This is a genomic window from Thauera terpenica 58Eu (assembly GCF_000443165.1).
Taxonomy (GTDB): Bacteria; Pseudomonadota; Gammaproteobacteria; order Burkholderiales; family Rhodocyclaceae; genus Thauera; species Thauera terpenica.
Window position 1 is genome coordinate 138521 of sequence record NZ_ATJV01000001.1, and the last position, 16947, is coordinate 155467.

Genomic DNA, 16947 nt, shown 5'->3' on the forward strand with positions numbered 1-16947 from the left:
GGGCGCGGCGAAGACCCTCAGCGCTGCACCCGCGCCGCGCCCGCCTCGGTGACGATCCACTGCATGGGCCGGTCATGCGATTGCGGCCAGGTGCTGGGCACACGGCCAAGCTCGAAGCCCACCCCGATCGCGACCGTATCCAGCTGCGCCAGCGTGCGGTCAAAATAGCCACCGCCGTAGCCCAGGCGATAGCCCGCCGCATCGAAGGCATTCAAGGGCACCAGCACCACTTCGGGCACCACCTCCGCTGCGGCGGCCGGGTGTGGGATGCCGTGGCGGTCGAGCACCATTGCCGCACCGGGCACCCAAGGCCGAAAGTGCATGGCGGCGTCCTTCTCCAGCACGACCGGCAGGGCCGCGATGCGGTCTTCGTCCTGCGCCAGCCAGGCCTGTATCCACGCGCGCAGATCGGGCTCTGCACGGTAGGGCCAGCAAAATCCGATCGAGCGTGGCGCCAGCTCTTCGATCACCTTGTCGAGATGCGCCACCAACTGGCGCTCGAGAGCCTGTCGCTGCGCTGCGCTCAAGCACTCGCGTGCCTCGAGCGCCTTGCGGCGCAATCGGTTGCGGCATTGCACAATGTCATCTGCGGGGTCAGAAACTGGCTTCATCACTGTGGTATGTTAGCTGCGATTGGGGAGAATGAAGAGCATGCATAAAGGCGCAAGGGCCGCGCTGTTCACGGTCGGGATGCTGATCGCGACAGCGGGTTTGGGGCAAGCCGCCCCGGATTCTGGCGACGACCGCATCGTCGCCGCTCGCGAGGCTGTGCGCAAGGGGGACCGCAACACGCTGGAGCGCCTCGCGCTCGAGCCCAGCAGCCACCCACTCGATCCCTACGTGCGCTACTGGCGCCTGATCAACGTCCTGGCACGCCCCGAAACGCCTCCTGCACCCATGCTCGAAGCTTTCCTCGAACAGGAGGCCGGCAGCATGCTGGCCGAGCGTGTGCGTGTGGATTGGCTGCGGCGCATGGCCACGGACGGCGACTGGGCGTCCTTCCTCGCCCTCTTCCCCGGCCTGCTCAACCCCGACCGCGAAATGCGGTGCACCGCGTGGACCGCGCAGCTGATGAGCGGCAATCGCGACGTACTCGATGCGGTGGCCGCTGAATGGAGTGCTCTCGATGACGCCCCGGCAGCGTGTGACACTGCGCTGCAGGCCGCTTACGCATCCGCACGAGTGCACGAGGACGACGTCTGGCGCCGCGCGCGCCGTCAGGTCGATACGCGCAAGCCCGATAACGCGCGCCTGACCTGGAGCTGGCTCCCGGCAGACAGCGCACCCCCTGCCGCCCAGGTTGAACAGGCGCTGAAATCCTCGGCGGCATGGCTTGACCGCCTGCCGCCCAACTTCGCCGTGACCCGCGCCGGCCGCGAACTCGTGCTCGCCGCCCTGACCCGCGTGGCACGCGCTGACCCGCGCGCCGCTTACACGCGCCTGCTCAGCGTGCAGGATCGCCTAGGCGCCGAAGAGCGCAGCCACATCCATGCGGTCATCGCGATGCATGCCGCCATCGAGCAGCTCCCGGAAGCCCTCGATCTTTACCGCGCTGCCAGCGCGGCTGAGCTGAGCCCGCTGCAGCGCGCCTGGCGCGTGCGTGCAGCGCTGCGCGCGCCGGACTGGAACGCGGTTCGCAGCGCCATCGAAGCCATGCCCGAAGCCGAACGCGAGTTGCCGGAATGGACCTACTGGCTCGGCCGTGCGCATGCTGCCGGCGACCGCCACGAGGTAGCCGCAAGCCTGTTTGCCCGCATCGCTGGCGAACCTCATTTTTACGGCATCCTGGCAGGCGAAGAGCTTGGTCAGCCGTTTGCGCCCCCCGCCAGCAATGGCCTGCTGCCCACCGCCAAGCTCGCCGAGGCCGAAACCGACCCTGGCCTGGTGCGCGCGCTGGCGCTGTACCGGCTCGACATGCGTACCGAAGCGGTGCGCGAGTGGATCTGGGCACTGCGCGAGCGCGACGAACAGTTTCGCCTGGCCGCGGCCCACCTCGCCCTGCGCAACGAAATCTACGACCGTGCCATCAACACGGCCGAGCTCGCCAACTCGCGCACGAATTTCGCGCTGCGCTTCCTCACTCCCTACCGTGACCTGATCGAGCCCCAGGTACGCAGCCAGGGGCTGGACCTGGGCTGGGTGTACGGCGTGATGCGCCAGGAAAGCCGCTTCGTCATCCCCGCCCGCTCCAGCGCTGGCGCCCAGGGCCTGATGCAGGTGATGCCGGCCACCGGCAAGTGGGTGGCGGGCAAGATCGGGCTGAAAGGCTACCATCAAGGCCTGCTCTCCAATCTCGACACCAATGTGCTGCTCGGTACCAGCTACATGCGCCTCATCCTCGACGGGCTAGACGACCATCCGGTGCTGGCCAGCGCCGGCTACAACGCCGGCCCGGGCCGCGCGCGGCGCTGGCGGGACGACAAGGCACTCGAAGGCGCGATCTATGCCGAGACCATTCCTTTTGACGAAACTCGTGATTACGTCAAGAAGGTCATGACCAATGCCATCATCTATGCTGCGCTGCTCGAAGCTCAACCCCAGTCATTGAAATCGAGATTGGGCATGATCAGCCCGCGCCCGCCCGGCGAATGAAATCCGACAGCACACAGCTCACATCCCGATCAATCAACAACAGCGAGTCTTGATCATGCAACTCAAACGCGTCGTTCTCGTTGGCGGCACCGGTTTCGTAGGTCGTGCCATCGCTAACCGCCTGGGCGAAGCCGGGGTGAACGTCATCGTCCCCACCCGTCACCGCAGCCGCGCCGGCCACATCCTGCTCCTGCCCACGGTCGAGGTCGTGGACGCCGACGTACATGACCCGGCCACGCTCGAGCGTCTGTTCGCCGGCGCCGATGCGGTGCTCAGCCTGGTCGGCGTGCTGCACTCGCGCAGCGGCGAGCCCTACGGCCCCGGCTTCGCCCGTGCCCACGTCGAGCTACCGAAGAAGATCGTTGCCGCCTGTCGTCAGGCCGGGGTCAAGCGCCTGGTGCACATCAGCGCGCTGGGTGCCAGCGCCGACGGCCCCTCCGAATACCAGCGCTCCAAAGCCGCCGGCGAAGCGGCGATCCGCAGCACCGGCGCCGACCTGGACTGGGTCATCCTGCGCCCCTCGGTCATCTTCGGTCGCGACGACCGCTTTCTCAACATGTTCGCCCGCCTCGCCGCCGTCTTCCCTGTGCTCCCGCTGGCGGGGGCCGACGCGCGCTTCCAGCCGGTGTATGTCGAGGACCTTGCCGAAGTGGTGTGGCGCAGCCTGATCACGGCCGACGCCGCCGGGCAGAGCTTCGACGTCGCCGGACCGAGCGTCTATACCTTGCGCCAGCTCGTCGAGTACGTCTCGGCCCTGATCGGCAAGCCGCGGCGGGTGATCGGACTGCCGGAAAGCCTGGGCATGATCCAGGCCCGCCTGCTCGAGCTCGCACCCCAGCCCCTGATGAGTCGCGACAACCTGCGCTCGATGCGCGTGGACAACATCACCGCGGGCGAACCCCTACCCTTCGGCCTCCGGCCCACCGCGCTCGAAGCCGTGGTGCCGAGCTGGCTGGGCCAGGACACCGTGCGCGCAAGCTACTACCCCCTTCGTCGCTACGCGCGCCGCTAACGCCTCACCACCCCGGAGTCAGGCATGAAAATCATCATCGGCAACAAGAATTACTCGTCCTGGTCCCTGCGCGCCTGGCTTGCCGCACGCGAAGGCGGCTTCAATTTCGGTGAAATCGATATCCCGCTCTTCCGGCCAGATAGCCGCGAACGCATTCTGTCGCACTCGCCCTCGGGCAAGGTGCCCTGTCTCAACGATAACGGCGTGCTGGTGTGGGACTCACTCGCGATCGGTGAGTACCTGGCGGAGAAGCAGCCCGCCCTGCTGCCGGCCGATCCGGTCGCGCGCGCCACCGCACGTGCGGTCAGCGCGGAAATGCACGCCGGCTTTCGTGACCTGCGCACCCACATGCCGATGAACATCCGCAAGGATTACCGCGGCTTCGGTCGCAGCCCCGATGTGGATGAGGACATCGCACGCATCATCGCGATCTGGAATGATTGCCGTGCGCGCTTCGGCGCGGGCGGCCCCTACCTGTTCGGTCACTTCACCCTGGCTGACGCCGCCTTCGCGCCGGTGTGCTTTCGCTGCAAGACCTACGGGCTGGAAGTGAATGGCGCGGCAGGCGACTACCTCGCCACCATGCTCGCCAACAAGCACATGCAGGAATGGGAAGCCGCGGCAAGGGCGGAGACCGAGTCCATCGCAGAAGAGGACCTGTACGGCTGATGCAGTGCTATGTAGTGGGCGGCGCAGTGCGCGACGCCCTGCTCGGGCTGCCGGTCAAGGACCGCGACTGGGTCGTGGTCGGCAGCACCGCCGCCGACATGCTGGCACAGGGCTTTCGCGCCGTGGGCAAGGACTTCCCGGTGTTCCTGCATCCACATACGCAGGAGGAGTACGCGCTCGCGCGTACCGAACGAAAATCCGGCCCGGGCTATACCGGCTTCGCCTGCTACGCCGCACCCGAGGTCACCCTTGAAGACGACCTGCTGCGCCGCGACCTGACGATCAATGCCATCGCTCGCGACGAGGACGGTCGCCTGATCGACCCCCACGGCGGCGTGGCGGACATCGCAGCCCGCGTCTTTCGTCATGTATCACCCGCGTTCGCCGAAGACCCGCTGCGCATCCTGCGCGTGGCGCGCTTTGCCGCCCGCTTCACCGACTTCAGCATCGCACCTGAAACCCTCGCGCTGATGCGGGGCATGGTGGCGGCGGGCGAAGTGGATCACCTGGTGGCCGAGCGCGTGTGGCAGGAGCTCGCCCGCGGCCTGATGGAGGCCCAGCCCTCACGCATGATCCGTGTGCTGCGCGACTGTGGTGCGCTCGCCCAGCTCCTGCCTGAGCTCGAGCGCCTCTTCGGCGTGCCCCAGCCCGCCCTCCATCACCCCGAGATCGACACCGGCGAGCACGTCCTCATGGTGATCGACCATGCTGCCGCCACCGCGCAACCACTGTCCGTGCGCTGGGCCTGCCTGCTCCACGATCTCGGCAAGGGCGATACGCCGGCCGACATCCTGCCCCACCACTACGGCCATGAGCTCGCCAGCGCGCGCCGGGCGCGCGAAGTGTCGATGCGACTGAAAGCACCGACCGAATGTCGCGAGCTGGCCGAAATGGTGGCGCGCGAACACGGTGTACTCGGCAAGGCCGCAGAGTTGCGCCCCGAAACCATGGTGAAGGTGATGGAGCGCTGTGATGCCTTGCGCCGCCCGCAGCGCTTCGTGCTGGCCCTGGATGCCACTGCCTGCGACTACCATGGCCGCGGCGGCGCCTCCAGGCCCGCCTGGGGGCCTTACCAGCTGTGGCTGAGGGCGCTGGACGCGCTGCGCAGCGTCGATGCAGGGGCGATCGCACTCGCCTGCACCGACAAGGCACAAATCCCGCAGGCAGTCCACGCTGCGCGCGTGGCCGCGGTGCGTGCACTCGGGCTGCGTGCAGCAGACACGGACGCTGTCCGCGAGAATGCACCCGGGCCGTGACGCACTTGACTGCGCGCCCGCTCACAAGGCGCGCAGAATGAGCCATGCCAGCAAGGACAGCAACAGGGTCGAGGCAAAAGGGAGGTGGTATTCTTGGCCGCGAAAGCGAAATGCGAGATCACCGGGCAGCCGCCCAAGACGCAGGCGCCTGGGCGTACGTGGCCGCAGCAGGCCACTCACCAGCACAAGCACGCTCAGCACCAGCAGCCATTTCAGCATCGCACCCCCCGGCAACAAGAATCAGACCTGCGACCGCTGCGCGCAGCACGCACGACGGCCGCCACCGAACCAACGGAACCCTGAACCCATCATGCAACTCCCCCCGCACTGGCGATTCGCCGCGCACAATCCGGGCGCCCCGTCCGATCACCACCGTCTGTCCGCCAGGATACGGGAGATGTCGCAATGAACACCCACCGCTTCGGCGAACTCGAAGTCCTGTGCCACTCACCTTCCGGACGCGCGCGTCCGACACCGCTGCTATTCGTGCATGGCGCCTATGTGTCCGCGTGGTGCTGGGAAGAGCATTTCCTGCCCTGGTTCGCGGCACGCGGATGGACTTCGTATGCGGTGTCGCTGTCCGGTCACGGCCGCAGCCGGCAGCGTGAGCATCTGGACTCCTACTCGATCGACAACTACGTCCGCGACCTTGACGAAGTGATCGCCAAGCTGCCGGCGGCCCCCGTCCTGATCGGTCACTCGATGGGCGGTCTGGTGGTGCAGAAATACCTCGAGCAATACAACGTACCGGCAACGGTGCTGATGTCGTCCGTGCCACCGCAGGGTTTGATGGGTTCGGCCTATGGGCTGATGCTCAAGAAGCCCATGCTCCTGTCCGACCTCAACCGCATCATGATGAGCGAGGACGTCGATATCAGCAGCTTGCGTGAAGCACTGTTCCACCAGCCGGTCAGCGAATCCGATCTGAGGCGCTATTACCGCCTGAGCCAGCCCGAGTCGCACCGCGCGATCTGGGACATGACCCTGTTCAACCTGCCCCAGCCCGGCCGCATGTACCAGCCGCCGATGCTGATCCTGGGCGCCGAACACGACATGCTGATCCCGCCCGATCAGGTACACATGACGGCGATGACCTACGGCGGCGAGGCGGAGATCTTCCCTGACATGGGCCACGGCATGATGCTGGAGCGCGACTGGGAGCAGGTCGCCGAGCGCATCGCGGGCTGGCTGGAAGAACAGGGACTGTGAACCCGGGGCGCCAAGGGCACAGCGCTACAAGGTGTGCACGCGGTCGCCGCGCATGAAGCCGAGCAGGGGCTGGTCGATGCCGCGGCTGAGGGCCAGCACCTTGAACAGCTCGCCCATCTCCTGCGGCGCAGTCAGGCGCTGCACGGCACGCGCGGCGCGAATGTAATCGGCTTTCTCGGGTGGACCTCGGCGCGCCAGGCATTCGAGCACCCCGCAATTGAACAGAAACTGCGCCTGCGTGGTATAGCCCCCAACGTCGAACCCCGCGGCAAAGGCCGCCTCGGCGACCGCGCTGAAGTCGACAAAGGCGGTGATGTCATTGAGGCCCGGCCACAGGAAGGGGTCGCCATGGGCACGGTGGCGGTAGTAGCACAGCAGCGTGCCGCTGGAGCGTGAGGGCAGGTAATACTCGGCGCGCGGATAGCCATAATCGATCAGCAACAAGGCGCCGGTTTCGATGCGTTCGGCCCAGGCCGATACCCAGGCCGCGCCGGCGAGGTTGAGCTCGGTGACGTACTCGCCTTCACGCGGCACGGGCAAATCCAGCGCCTGCGCCGCGTCCCGCACCGCGCCCGTCGCCGGTACATCGGCCCAGCACAGACGGCGCGCGCCGTCGCCATCAGGCGCGAGGCTCACCCCGCGCTCGAACAGGCCGTCCGCGCGCGAAGCGAGCAGGTGAACAGGCATCACGTCGAGCACCTCGTTGGCCACCACCACGCCACTGAAGCGCTGCGGCAGTTCATCGAGCCAGCGCACGCGCGGCGCCAGATGTGCGGCCTTCTGCGCCAGGGTGTCGAACTGGCGTGCGCGCAGCTCACCGGACAGCTCGAGGATGCCGTAGTGCGTGGGCAGGCAGTCGCGTGCTTCGAGCTCGAGCAACAAGTCCGCTGCCAGCAGGCCCGTCCCGGCGCCGACCTCGATCACCTGCGGCGCACTTGCCCGCATGAGTTGCTCGATCTGGGCAGCCAGGGCCTGACCAAACAAGGGGGTGAGCTCGGGCGCGGTGATGAAATCGCCTCCAGGGCCGAACTTTCGCGCGCCGCCGCTGTAATAGCCGAGGCCAGGCGCATACAACACGCGCTCCATGTAACGCGAAAAGGGAATCCAGCCGTCGCCGGCATCAATGTCAGCCGCCACGAGTTCAAGCAGGCGAACACTCTGGTCGAGCGCATCGACGGAAGGCTGAGAAAATAGTGACAAGGTCTAACCCGAGTGTTAGGACGAGTCAGGCATTGTACCGTCGCATCGAAGGTCGGACTGGCACATCGCCCATGGGCGATAGGATAAGATTCACCTGTCCGTCGAAATCATGACATGGGACTCAAATGTCTAGCACCTACCCTCCGCTGGAGAACAATCCGGCCATCGGCTTGCTGCAACAATTTAAGCAACTCTCAGTGCCGCTCTGGGCCCGCAGTCTTGCACTCTGCCTCGGCGTCGCGACCTTTGTCGCGGGGCTGTGGCTTCTCTGGATGGGGAGCGTCAATTGCGGCGACCGCGGCAACTGCGGCAACGTCCTTGACACCGGGGTACGAATTGTGACGACAAGCTTCGTCCCGGTGATTGTGCTTGTCTATCTCGTATTTGCACAGACCGGCGTTTCCGCGCTAACTCGCAAGAGCCGGGAGTTGCTTGCCACTACGATCCCGGAAGCCCTCAGGACAACACATCAAGCCGGTGACCTAAGCGCCCTGACCGACGAGATCGCTCACAGCGACGTCGAACTGACCCACCATCGCGGCGCACCGACGGCGCATTACCGCCTTACCTTGAGCCGCGGGGTGGGGACAGGAATGGCCACAGCGCACATCCGCTTTCAAGTCGACTTCAACGTCACCAAGATGAATGTGGTTGTGTTCATACCGTGCATCGACCCTCCTCCGGCAGAGCCCGGCGGATCCTGGCTCGCCCGCCATTTTCCGGTAACCTGCGAGGGTGCCCGCCATGAAGGCTATGAGGTCGACCAATCGATGAGCTACGTCACTACGCAAGCCGTCCCTTTGCTGAAGATCTGTCTTCGCCACAGGCTAGCGAACGACTTTCTGTGGGACCCTGCCGCCAAGCTGTATTTCGCCCAGGACCTGCGCTACTTCCTCTTCTCCCTTGCTGAGGAAGGCTGGAACAGATTTTCCACCACACAGGCATGATTCTACCTGTTGTCATTCTGGGTGCTGGCCCTGCCGGCATGTCCTGCGCGTTGTGGCTGCAGAACATGGGGCTGACCCCGATCCTCGTCGAGTGCGCTCAAAGGCCTGGCGGCCTGCAAAATTTCCAGTTTCTCAAAAACACCTCGGTTCTGGGCCAGCAGAACATGACTGGCCCAGCGCTTGCGCGCCGTTTTGTCGGCCACCTCGCCACACTGGGCGTCCGTATCTTCACTACATCGCAGGTGAAGCGGATCCAGCGCGCAACGAACGGCACGCTAACCGTCGCAATTTTATCCCCGACAGGCACCACCGAATTTGCCTGCTCTGCCGTGGTGCTCGCCACCGGCACGCGCTATCGGGGAGGCGAAGTGCTGGCCGATATGCCGGGGTTCGACTCGATCCCCTCGGATTCGCTGATCTCCGGCCCTCACTGTTTTGCGCAACTCGACGCAGTCGCTGGTCGCCACGTTTTCATTGTCGGCGCCGGAGACAATGCCTACGAAAACGCGCTGATGCTGCTCGCAAGAGGCGCCAGGGTCAGCCTGCTCGCCCGCTCCAGCCCGAGCGCCCAGAGCGGATTCACCAACGCCGTGGCCACGCACCCGGCCTTCAGCCTGTTCGCGCAGACCCAGATCCGGCGAGCTCGCGTCGAGCCTCCGCTGATCCACCTGATCCTGAGCACCCCAGCACAAGAGGTGTCACTCGTCGTCGAGCGCATTCACATTTTGGCGGGCTACAGTCCGAACACAGCCGAGATCACCGACCTACTCGCCGCCGGACTCGGACACCCCCCCACGCTCGACGAGCGTGGCTACATCATTGCCGACGCATCGGGCCGCACCGGCATTGCAGGCATCTACGTGGCCGGCGACGTGTGCACCCCGGAGTTTCCCAGTGTCGTCAACGCGCTTTCCGCAGGTGCCCGTGTCGCTCGGACGATCGAACTCGATCAACGCCGGCTGGGGCTACTCCCGACATAACGATTGACTCGTGCCCCAAAGTTTTCAACAACACCTCGTCGGCTATAGCCATGCAGATTTCGCATCTTCCCCAGCTCACTTCACCCCTCGCCAGAGGCACATCCAACACTTTCCTGCGCCTGAAGAAGAAACTCGAGCGCAGCGTGGGCGAGGCCATCGGCGACTACAACATGATCGGCGACGGCGACACGGTGTTGGTCTGCGTCTCCGGCGGCAAGGACTCCTACACCCTGCTGTCCTGCCTGCTCGCCTTGCGCGAGCGCGCACCGGTCGACTTTCGCATCGTGGCGATGAACCTCGACCAGAAGCAGCCCGGCTTCCCGGACCACATCCTGCCGGCCTATTTCGAATCGATTGGGGTCGAATATCGCATCATCACCGAAGACACCTACTCCATCGTCAAGGACAAGATTCCCGCCGGCAAGACCACCTGCTCGCTGTGTTCGCGGCTACGACGCGGCATCATCTACCGCGCGGCAACGGAGATCGGCGCCAGCCGCATTGCCCTCGGTCACCACCGTGACGACATGCTCGAAACGCTGTTCCTGAACATGTTCTTCGGCGGCAAGATCAAGGCCATGCCCCCGAAACTGGTCAGCGACGACGGCAAACATGTCGTCATCCGCCCCCTCGCCTACTGCACCGAGGCCGACATCACCCGCTTTGCGTGCACGATGGCGTTCCCCATCATTCCCTGCAACCTCTGTGGCTCGCAGGAAAACGCCCAGCGTAAGCTCATCAAGGGGATGCTGCAGAATTGGGCGCGCGATTTTCCCGGTCGCATCGAGTCGCTCGCCACCGCGCTGAAGAACGTCGTGCCCTCGCATCTGGCTGACCCGCGCCTGTTCGACTTCGTCAGCCTGACGCAGCAAACAGTGGTCGAAGAAGGCGACACCGCCTTCGATCCGCTCGAACTCCCCCAGCCCAGCGCCCGGACTGTGCAGTTCCTGTCTTCGGCAAATAACGATCGATAGTGGCGGGAAGCGGGGAAGGGCTTGCACTACACCCCACATTTCAACATCATGGGTCCTTCACTCCTTGCATTCAGCCCTCGTTAAAGCCCATGTCCGAACGCAAGAACCTCTGCGTGCTGGTTGCGAATGCAACCGCTGGCGAGAACTTTGTCGCACGCCTTGGCAACACGGAGGCCGCGCACGCAGCCGAACGCTGCCTGAACCGCATCGAACGCGCGATCGCGGCGCATGACGGACACCTGTTGCTGCAGCAAGGGTTTTCGATCGTGGCCTGTTTCGATCGCTGTGATGCGGGCGTACTGGCAGCGAACGACATGCTCGATCGCATCCGCAGCCTGCCGAACCTGAGCGGACTGCGCCAGCCCGTCCATATCGGGCTGCATTACGGCATCGTCGATAAGGACGCGCGCAGCGGGGAAGGCATAAGCGTCGCACGCCGCGTGGCGGCTCACGCTCAAGCTGAACAGGCACTGGCCACTGGCACGGTGATCATGCTGCTGACCCCAGGCGCACGCCATGCGGCGGGTGCCCAAGCACTGCATGACACGGCCGTGAGCGAGTTCGACTGGCCCATCTTCGCCATCGGTCAACGCGTAGGTATGGTGACCTCGATTCCACCCACCTCGCACCTGTCACAGCGCCTGCGCCTGCGCCACCAGGAAGACAATCTTTTTGTTGAGGAGCAGCGCCCGGTGTTGCTGCTCGGACGCGAACTCGGCAATGACATCGTGATCATGGATGCACGCGCTTCGCGACAGCACGCGCGCATTGAGCGCCGACGCGAGGGCTTCACCCTGATCGACCAGAGCACCAATGGCACTTTTGTTTCGGTCGACGGCAATGAGGAATGTCGCATTCATCGCGACAAACTGGTATTGCGCGGTCCCGGCCGAATCGGTTGCGGTTTCTCGGCGGGCGAGGTCGAGCGCGACCTGGTGTTCTTCGACATCGTCTGACATCGCCAGCTGAGGGACCACCCGCCGCTGCGGGCGGACGAGTGGCCTCAGCGCGCGCCGTTCAGCCCTTGCTGCACTCGGCAATGAAGGCCTTGCGCTTCGCACCCGTGAGCGACTGCTCGGCTGCGGCCTGGCTGCAGGCCTGCTTCCTGTCGCCGCTTGTGGCGGGCGCGGTGGCCGTTGCCGGCATGGCCTCACCCGGAACAGGGCTCAGGTCAGGCTTCACAGCCGCAGCCTGGACTGCGGGTTGGGTGGCTGCGCCCGAACTCGCCGCCGGCTGCGCGACCGGCTCGGCCGGCACCGCGGCCTGCGTCGTCGCGCCCGCATCGTGCTTGCCTTTGAGGCAGGTACTCATGAACGCCTTGCGCGCGTCCCCTTTCAGGCTCTGTGCCTTCGCATCTGCGTTGCAGCGCTTCATGCGTTCATGCTGGGGATTGGCCAGCGCTTCGGTTGGCGTCAGCGAAACGAGGGCCAGGCTGGCAGCCAGGACAGACAGAATGTTCTTCATTGTGAACTCTCCAGGAAAGTGCGCGGAAGCGCAGCACCAATTTTGCTCATGTCATATTTTCATGTCAAACAGGTTTTACATGAACCCTCCAGCACCCTCCCATGCTCATGAGCTGGTTCGCCCCGATGTGGCCTGACAGCGACCTCGCCCTGCTCGGAGCCCTGACGCTCTCCGCCTTTCTGGCCGCCACCCTGCTCCCCGGGGGGTCCGAAGTGGCGCTTGCCGGCCTCCTCGCCCTGCGCCCGGATCTGAGCCTGCCAGCATTGACGCTGGCGACCCTGGGCAATACCGCGGGTGGCATGAGCAGCTACGCGCTGGGTCGCCTGCTGCCGCGCAAGGAAGCCTCACCCCGGCTCGAGCTCGTACGTCGCCACGGCAGCCCCATCCTGCTACTGTCGTGGGTGCCGCTGCTCGGCGACGCCCTGTGCGTTGCCGCAGGCGTTCTGCGCCTGAGCGGCTTGAGCTGCCTGGTCTGGATGGCGTTGGGCAAGGGCTTGCGCTACGGTGTGATCGCCAGCTTGCTGCAATAGGCGCTACGCTGTGGGCCTGCCTCAAGCTCAGGCGCCTGCGCAGCGGCGACAGTGAAGCACGCGCAACACCGCCTGCCTGCACGCGGGGAATCTTGTCCGCAATCCTCCGCCCCCCCTGCTGCGCAAGCCACCAGACCTAAGCCCTTCCCACTGTAAGGTCTTGATTTTTGCTGCATGGTGCACTGCGGTTCGCTAAAATGACGCGTTCTCCAGCAGCAGCCAACCTGGTACTCCGATGTCCCAACGTCTTCGTGAAATTCCGTACAACTACACGTCGTTCTCCGATCGAGAGATCGTCATGCGCCTGCTCGGCAGCGAGGCTTGGGCGGTACTCGATGAACTGCGCGGCGAACGCGTCACCGGCCGCTCGGCACGCATGCTGTATGAGGTGCTGGGCGACATCTGGGTGGTGCGCCGCAACCCCTATCTCGAAGACGACCTGCTCGACAGCCGGGAACGGCGTGAGGCCTTGATCGGTGCGCTGAACCATCGCCTCAACGAAATCGACAAGCGCCGCCAGGGCAACGACCTCGTCACCTTGCTGGTGGCGCGGACCCAGGAAGCGATCTCCAACTTCGAAGCCTGGTTCCACGCCACCGCGCGCCGGCGTAAATCGGTGCTGAAAGCCCTGACGCGCCACACCCGCCGCGGCAACATCCGCTTTGACGGCCACGCGCGCGTAAGCCACGTCACCGACGCCACCGACTGGCGCGTCGAATACCCCTTCGTCGTACTCTATCCGGACACCGAGGAGGAGATGGCCCCGCTGGTGCGCGAGTGCATCACGCTTGGCCTGACCATCATTCCGCGCGGAGGCGGCACCGGCTATACGGGCGGCGCCATTCCGCTCGACGCCAGCTCGGTCGTCATCAACACCGAGAAGCTCATCGACATCGGCGCGGTCGAGGACATCAGCCTGCCTGATGTCGACGGCGAGCCGATGCGCTCACCCTACGCCACCATCCGCACCAGCGCAGGCGTGGTCACCGAACGCGTGGCCGAAGCGGCAAGTCTCGCAGGCCGGGTGTTCGCGGTTGACCCCACCTCGGCGAGCGCGTCCTGCGTTGGTGGCAACATCGCCATGAACGCCGGCGGCAAGAAGGCCGTGCTGTGGGGCACTGCGCTCGACAACCTGGCGTGGTGGAAGATGGTCACGCCGGACGGCAACTGGCTGGAAGTCGATCGCCTCGACCACAACTTCGGCAAGATCCACGAGCAGCACACCGCGCGCTTCCGCCTGCGTCGATTCGATGGCATCAGCTACAGGCTGCTGGGCGAGGAATTCCTCTCCCTGCCGGGCGCGCAATGCCGCAAGGTCGGGCTTGGCAAGGACGTGACCGACAAGTTCCTGGGCGGCATCCCGGGCGTGCAGAAGGAAGGCACGGACGGCCTGATCGTGGCCGCACGCTGGGTGCTGCACAAGATGCCGCCGGTGACCCGCACGGTGTGCCTGGAGTTCTTCGGCCAGGTGCGCGAAGCCGTACCCGCCATTGTCGAGATCACCGACTACTTCAAGCCCGGCGGCGCCGGCGAGGGCGCAGGCGTGCTGCTCGCCGGCCTCGAACACCTCGACGAGCGTTACGTCAAGGCGGTGGGCTATGCCACCAAGGCAAAGCGCCACGGCCGGCCAAAAATGGTGCTGATCGGCGACATCGTCGGCTTTGACGAGAACGCCGTGATGGCGGCCGCCTCGGAAGTCGTGCGCATGACCAACAGCCGCGGCGCCGAAGGCTTCATCGCCGTCAGCCCGGAACAGCGCAAGCGCTTCTGGCTCGAGCGCAGCCGCACCGCCGCCATTTCGCGGCACACCAATGCGTTCAAGATCAACGAGGACGTGGTCATCCCCCTGCCACGCATGGGGGAATACTGCGACGGCATCGAGCGCATCAACATCGAGCTCTCGCTGCAGAACAAGATCGAACTCTGCGACCGCCTCACCGAATTCCTGCACGGTGACCTGCCGCTGGACGTCAAGGACGAGATCGTCGACCGCGACACCCTGATCGCCGATCATCGCGCCCAGGCCCTGGAGCAGGTCGCCGGCGTGCGCCGACGCTGGCAGTGGCTGCTCGACCACCTCGACCTGGCGCTCGCCGCAGCCGAGACGCAGTTCGCCGACTACGGCATCCGCGCCGAGGCCTTGAGCAACCGCACCGACGAGCCCACCCTCTTTCATCGCCTGCAGGATTATTCGATCCGGGTTTCATGGAAGGAGGAGCTGCGCCCACTGCTCGAGCAGACCTTCGACGGCGCGCTGTTTGCGCGCATCCTGGCGCAGATCGGCGAGGTCCACCGCGCCGTGCTGCGCGGCCGTGTCTTTGTCGCGCTGCACATGCATGCCGGCGACGGCAATGTGCACACCAATCTGCCGGTGAATTCCGACCATTACGAGATGCTGCAGACCGCGAACCGCACCGTGGATCGCATCATGGCGCTTGCGCGCAGCCTGGATGGGGTGATTTCCGGCGAACATGGCATCGGCATCACCAAGCTCGACTATCTCACCGACGATGAAATGGCCGAATTCTGGGCCTACAAGCACACGGTCGATCCGGAAGGCCGCTTCAACCGTGGCAAGCTCATGCGTGGCGGCAACCTCGACAACGCCTACACTCCCAGCTTCAACCTGATGGGACACGAGTCCATCATCATGGAACAGACCGCTGTCGGCGAGATCGCCCACGACATCAAGGACTGCCTGCGTTGCGGCAAATGCAAGCCGGTGTGCTCCACCCATGTCCCGCGCGCCAACCTGCTGTACAGCCCGCGCGACAAGATTCTCAGCACCTCGCTGCTGATCGAGGCCTTCCTCTACGAAGAGCAGACTCGGCGTGGCGTGTCGCTGGCGCACTGGGCCGAGTTCGAGGACGTCGCCGACCACTGCACGGTCTGCCACAAGTGCGAAAAGCCCTGTCCGGTCGATATCGATTTCGGCGACGTGTCGATCAAGATGCGCAACCTGCTGCGCAAGGAAGGCAAGAAGTCCTTCAACCCGGGCAAGGCCGCAGCGATGGCCTTCCTCACCATCAAGGATCCAACCACGATCAAGGCGATGCGGATGGGCATGATGGGTTTCGGCTACAAGGCACAGCGCTGGGCGCACAGCACCGCCAAGAAGCTCGGCCTCATCCAGTCCCAGGTCAAGGCGCCACCCACCACCCTGGGCAAGGCCACGGTGAAGGCACAGGTGATTCACTTCATCAACAAGCCGATGCCAGGCAACCTGCCCAAGAAGACCAGCCGCGCGCTGCTCGACATCGAAGACGACAAGGTCATCCCGGTGATCCGCGACCCGAAAAAGGCCAATGGCGACTCGGACGCGGTGTTCTATTTCCCGGGCTGTGGCTCGGAGCGTCTGTTCAGCCAGGTCGGTCTCGCCACTCAGGCCATGCTCTACCACGTCGGCGCACACACGGTGTTGCCGCCGGGCTATCTGTGCTGCGGCTACCCGCAGAGCGCAGCGGGCGAGGATGACAAGGGACAACGCATCACCACCGACAATCGCGTGCTGTTCCACCGCGTCTCCAACACGCTCAACTATCTCGACATCAAGACCGTGATCGTGTCCTGCGGCACCTGCATGGATCAGCTGCAGAAATACGAATTCGAGAAGATCTTCCCGGGCTGCCGCCTGCTCGACATCCATGAATACCTGATGGAAAAAGGCGTCAAGCTCGAAGGCGTGAACGGGGTGAAGTACATGTATCACCAGCCCTGCCACGACCCGATGAAGCTGCACTCGGGGGTCAAGGTCGCTACTGAGCTGATGGGGACGCGCGTCGATTTGTCCGAGCGCTGCTGCGGCGAGTCAGGCACGCTCGCAGTCGCGCGTCCGGACATCTCAACCCAGGTGCGCTTCCGCAAGCAGCAGGAGATCGAAAAGGGTGCGGCCATACTGCGCGCCGATGACCCCGCCGCGAAGATCAAGATGCTGACCTCCTGCCCCAGCTGCCTGCAGGGCATGCATCGCTATGCCAACGACGCCGGCGGCATCGAGCCCGACTACATCGTGGTCGAACTTGCAAAGCACCTGCTGGGCGAGAACTGGCTGCCGGACTACGTCGCCAAGGCTAACAGCGGCGGCATCGAGCGGGTCTTGCTGTAAGCAGCTGAA

Annotated in this window: 15 protein-coding genes; 11 read left to right on the forward strand and 4 right to left on the reverse strand. The window is 64.9% G+C overall.

What is annotated here, in order from left to right:
* Positions 1-17: 17 nt before the first annotated feature.
* On the reverse strand, positions 18-611 hold the full coding sequence (locus M622_RS21435) for a 5-formyltetrahydrofolate cyclo-ligase (protein ID WP_031346020.1): 594 nt from the start codon (positions 609-611) through the stop codon (positions 18-20).
* 40 nt (positions 612-651) lie between these two features.
* Between M622_RS21435 and M622_RS21440 the strand changes: the two genes are divergently transcribed.
* Genes M622_RS21440 through M622_RS21455 form a run of 4 tightly spaced genes read left to right on the forward strand, consistent with a single transcriptional unit; the run spans position 652 to position 5529 of the window.
* On the forward strand, positions 652-2592 hold the full coding sequence (locus M622_RS21440) for a lytic transglycosylase domain-containing protein (protein WP_021247593.1): 1941 nt from the start codon (positions 652-654) through the stop codon (positions 2590-2592).
* Positions 2593-2647: 55 nt separating this feature from the next.
* A complete protein-coding gene (locus M622_RS21445) occupies positions 2648-3604 on the forward strand; it encodes a complex I NDUFA9 subunit family protein (RefSeq protein WP_031346021.1) in 957 nt (318 codons plus the stop codon).
* A 24-nt stretch (positions 3605-3628) separates the two neighbouring features.
* Positions 3629-4273 (forward strand): glutathione S-transferase family protein, encoded by a 645-nt coding sequence (locus M622_RS21450; RefSeq protein ID WP_021247595.1) that lies wholly within the window; start codon positions 3629-3631, stop codon positions 4271-4273.
* A complete protein-coding gene (locus M622_RS21455; RefSeq protein WP_021247596.1) occupies positions 4273-5529 on the forward strand; it encodes a multifunctional CCA addition/repair protein in 1257 nt (418 codons plus the stop codon). The genes M622_RS21450 and M622_RS21455 overlap by 1 nt, the downstream gene beginning before the upstream one ends.
* A 21-nt stretch (positions 5530-5550) precedes the next feature.
* Here the strand turns inward: M622_RS21455 and M622_RS21460 are convergent, their stop codons facing one another.
* Complete coding sequence (locus M622_RS21460) at positions 5551-5748, reverse strand: DUF2905 family protein (protein WP_021247597.1); 198 nt, start codon at positions 5746-5748, stop codon at positions 5551-5553.
* Positions 5749-5934: 186 nt separating this feature from the next.
* On the opposite strand from M622_RS21460, the gene M622_RS21465 reads away from it, so the two are divergent.
* Entirely contained in the window at positions 5935-6738 is an 804-nt protein-coding gene (locus M622_RS21465) for an alpha/beta hydrolase (protein WP_021247598.1), read from the forward strand.
* A 24-nt stretch (positions 6739-6762) separates the two neighbouring features.
* Here M622_RS21465 and M622_RS21470 read toward each other — a convergent pair whose 3' ends face one another.
* Positions 6763-7938 (reverse strand): class I SAM-dependent methyltransferase, encoded by a 1176-nt coding sequence (locus M622_RS21470; RefSeq protein WP_031346023.1) that lies wholly within the window; start codon positions 7936-7938, stop codon positions 6763-6765.
* Positions 7939-8063: 125 nt separating this feature from the next.
* On the opposite strand from M622_RS21470, the gene M622_RS21475 reads away from it, so the two are divergent.
* The 4 genes from M622_RS21475 to M622_RS21490 all read left to right on the forward strand — a co-directional run bounded on the left by M622_RS21475 (position 8064) and on the right by M622_RS21490 (position 11795).
* The gene (locus M622_RS21475; RefSeq protein WP_021247600.1) at positions 8064-8885 is read left to right on the forward strand and encodes a hypothetical protein; all 822 of its coding nucleotides are present in this window, start codon (positions 8064-8066) and stop codon (positions 8883-8885) included.
* On the forward strand, positions 8882-9865 hold the full coding sequence (locus M622_RS21480; RefSeq protein ID WP_021247601.1) for an NAD(P)/FAD-dependent oxidoreductase: 984 nt from the start codon (positions 8882-8884) through the stop codon (positions 9863-9865). Before M622_RS21475 ends, M622_RS21480 begins: the two co-directional genes overlap by 4 nt.
* A gap of 50 nt (positions 9866-9915) precedes the next feature.
* Positions 9916-10839, forward strand: a complete 924-nt coding sequence (ttcA, locus tag M622_RS21485; protein ID WP_021247602.1) for a tRNA 2-thiocytidine(32) synthetase TtcA — start codon at positions 9916-9918, stop codon at positions 10837-10839.
* 89 nt (positions 10840-10928) lie between these two features.
* On the forward strand, positions 10929-11795 hold the full coding sequence (locus M622_RS21490) for an FHA domain-containing protein (RefSeq protein WP_021247603.1): 867 nt from the start codon (positions 10929-10931) through the stop codon (positions 11793-11795).
* A 61-nt stretch (positions 11796-11856) separates the two neighbouring features.
* Here the strand turns inward: M622_RS21490 and M622_RS21495 are convergent, their stop codons facing one another.
* Positions 11857-12303, reverse strand: coding sequence for a PsiF family protein (locus tag M622_RS21495; protein ID WP_021247604.1), 447 nt, complete (start codon positions 12301-12303; stop codon positions 11857-11859).
* A 107-nt stretch (positions 12304-12410) separates the two neighbouring features.
* Between M622_RS21495 and M622_RS21500 the strand changes: the two genes are divergently transcribed.
* Positions 12411-12833, forward strand: a complete 423-nt coding sequence (locus M622_RS21500; RefSeq protein ID WP_370696022.1) for a YqaA family protein — start codon at positions 12411-12413, stop codon at positions 12831-12833.
* A gap of 235 nt (positions 12834-13068) precedes the next feature.
* On the forward strand, positions 13069-16938 hold the full coding sequence (locus M622_RS21505; protein ID WP_031346030.1) for a DUF3683 domain-containing protein: 3870 nt from the start codon (positions 13069-13071) through the stop codon (positions 16936-16938).
* Positions 16939-16947: the final 9 nt, after the last annotated feature.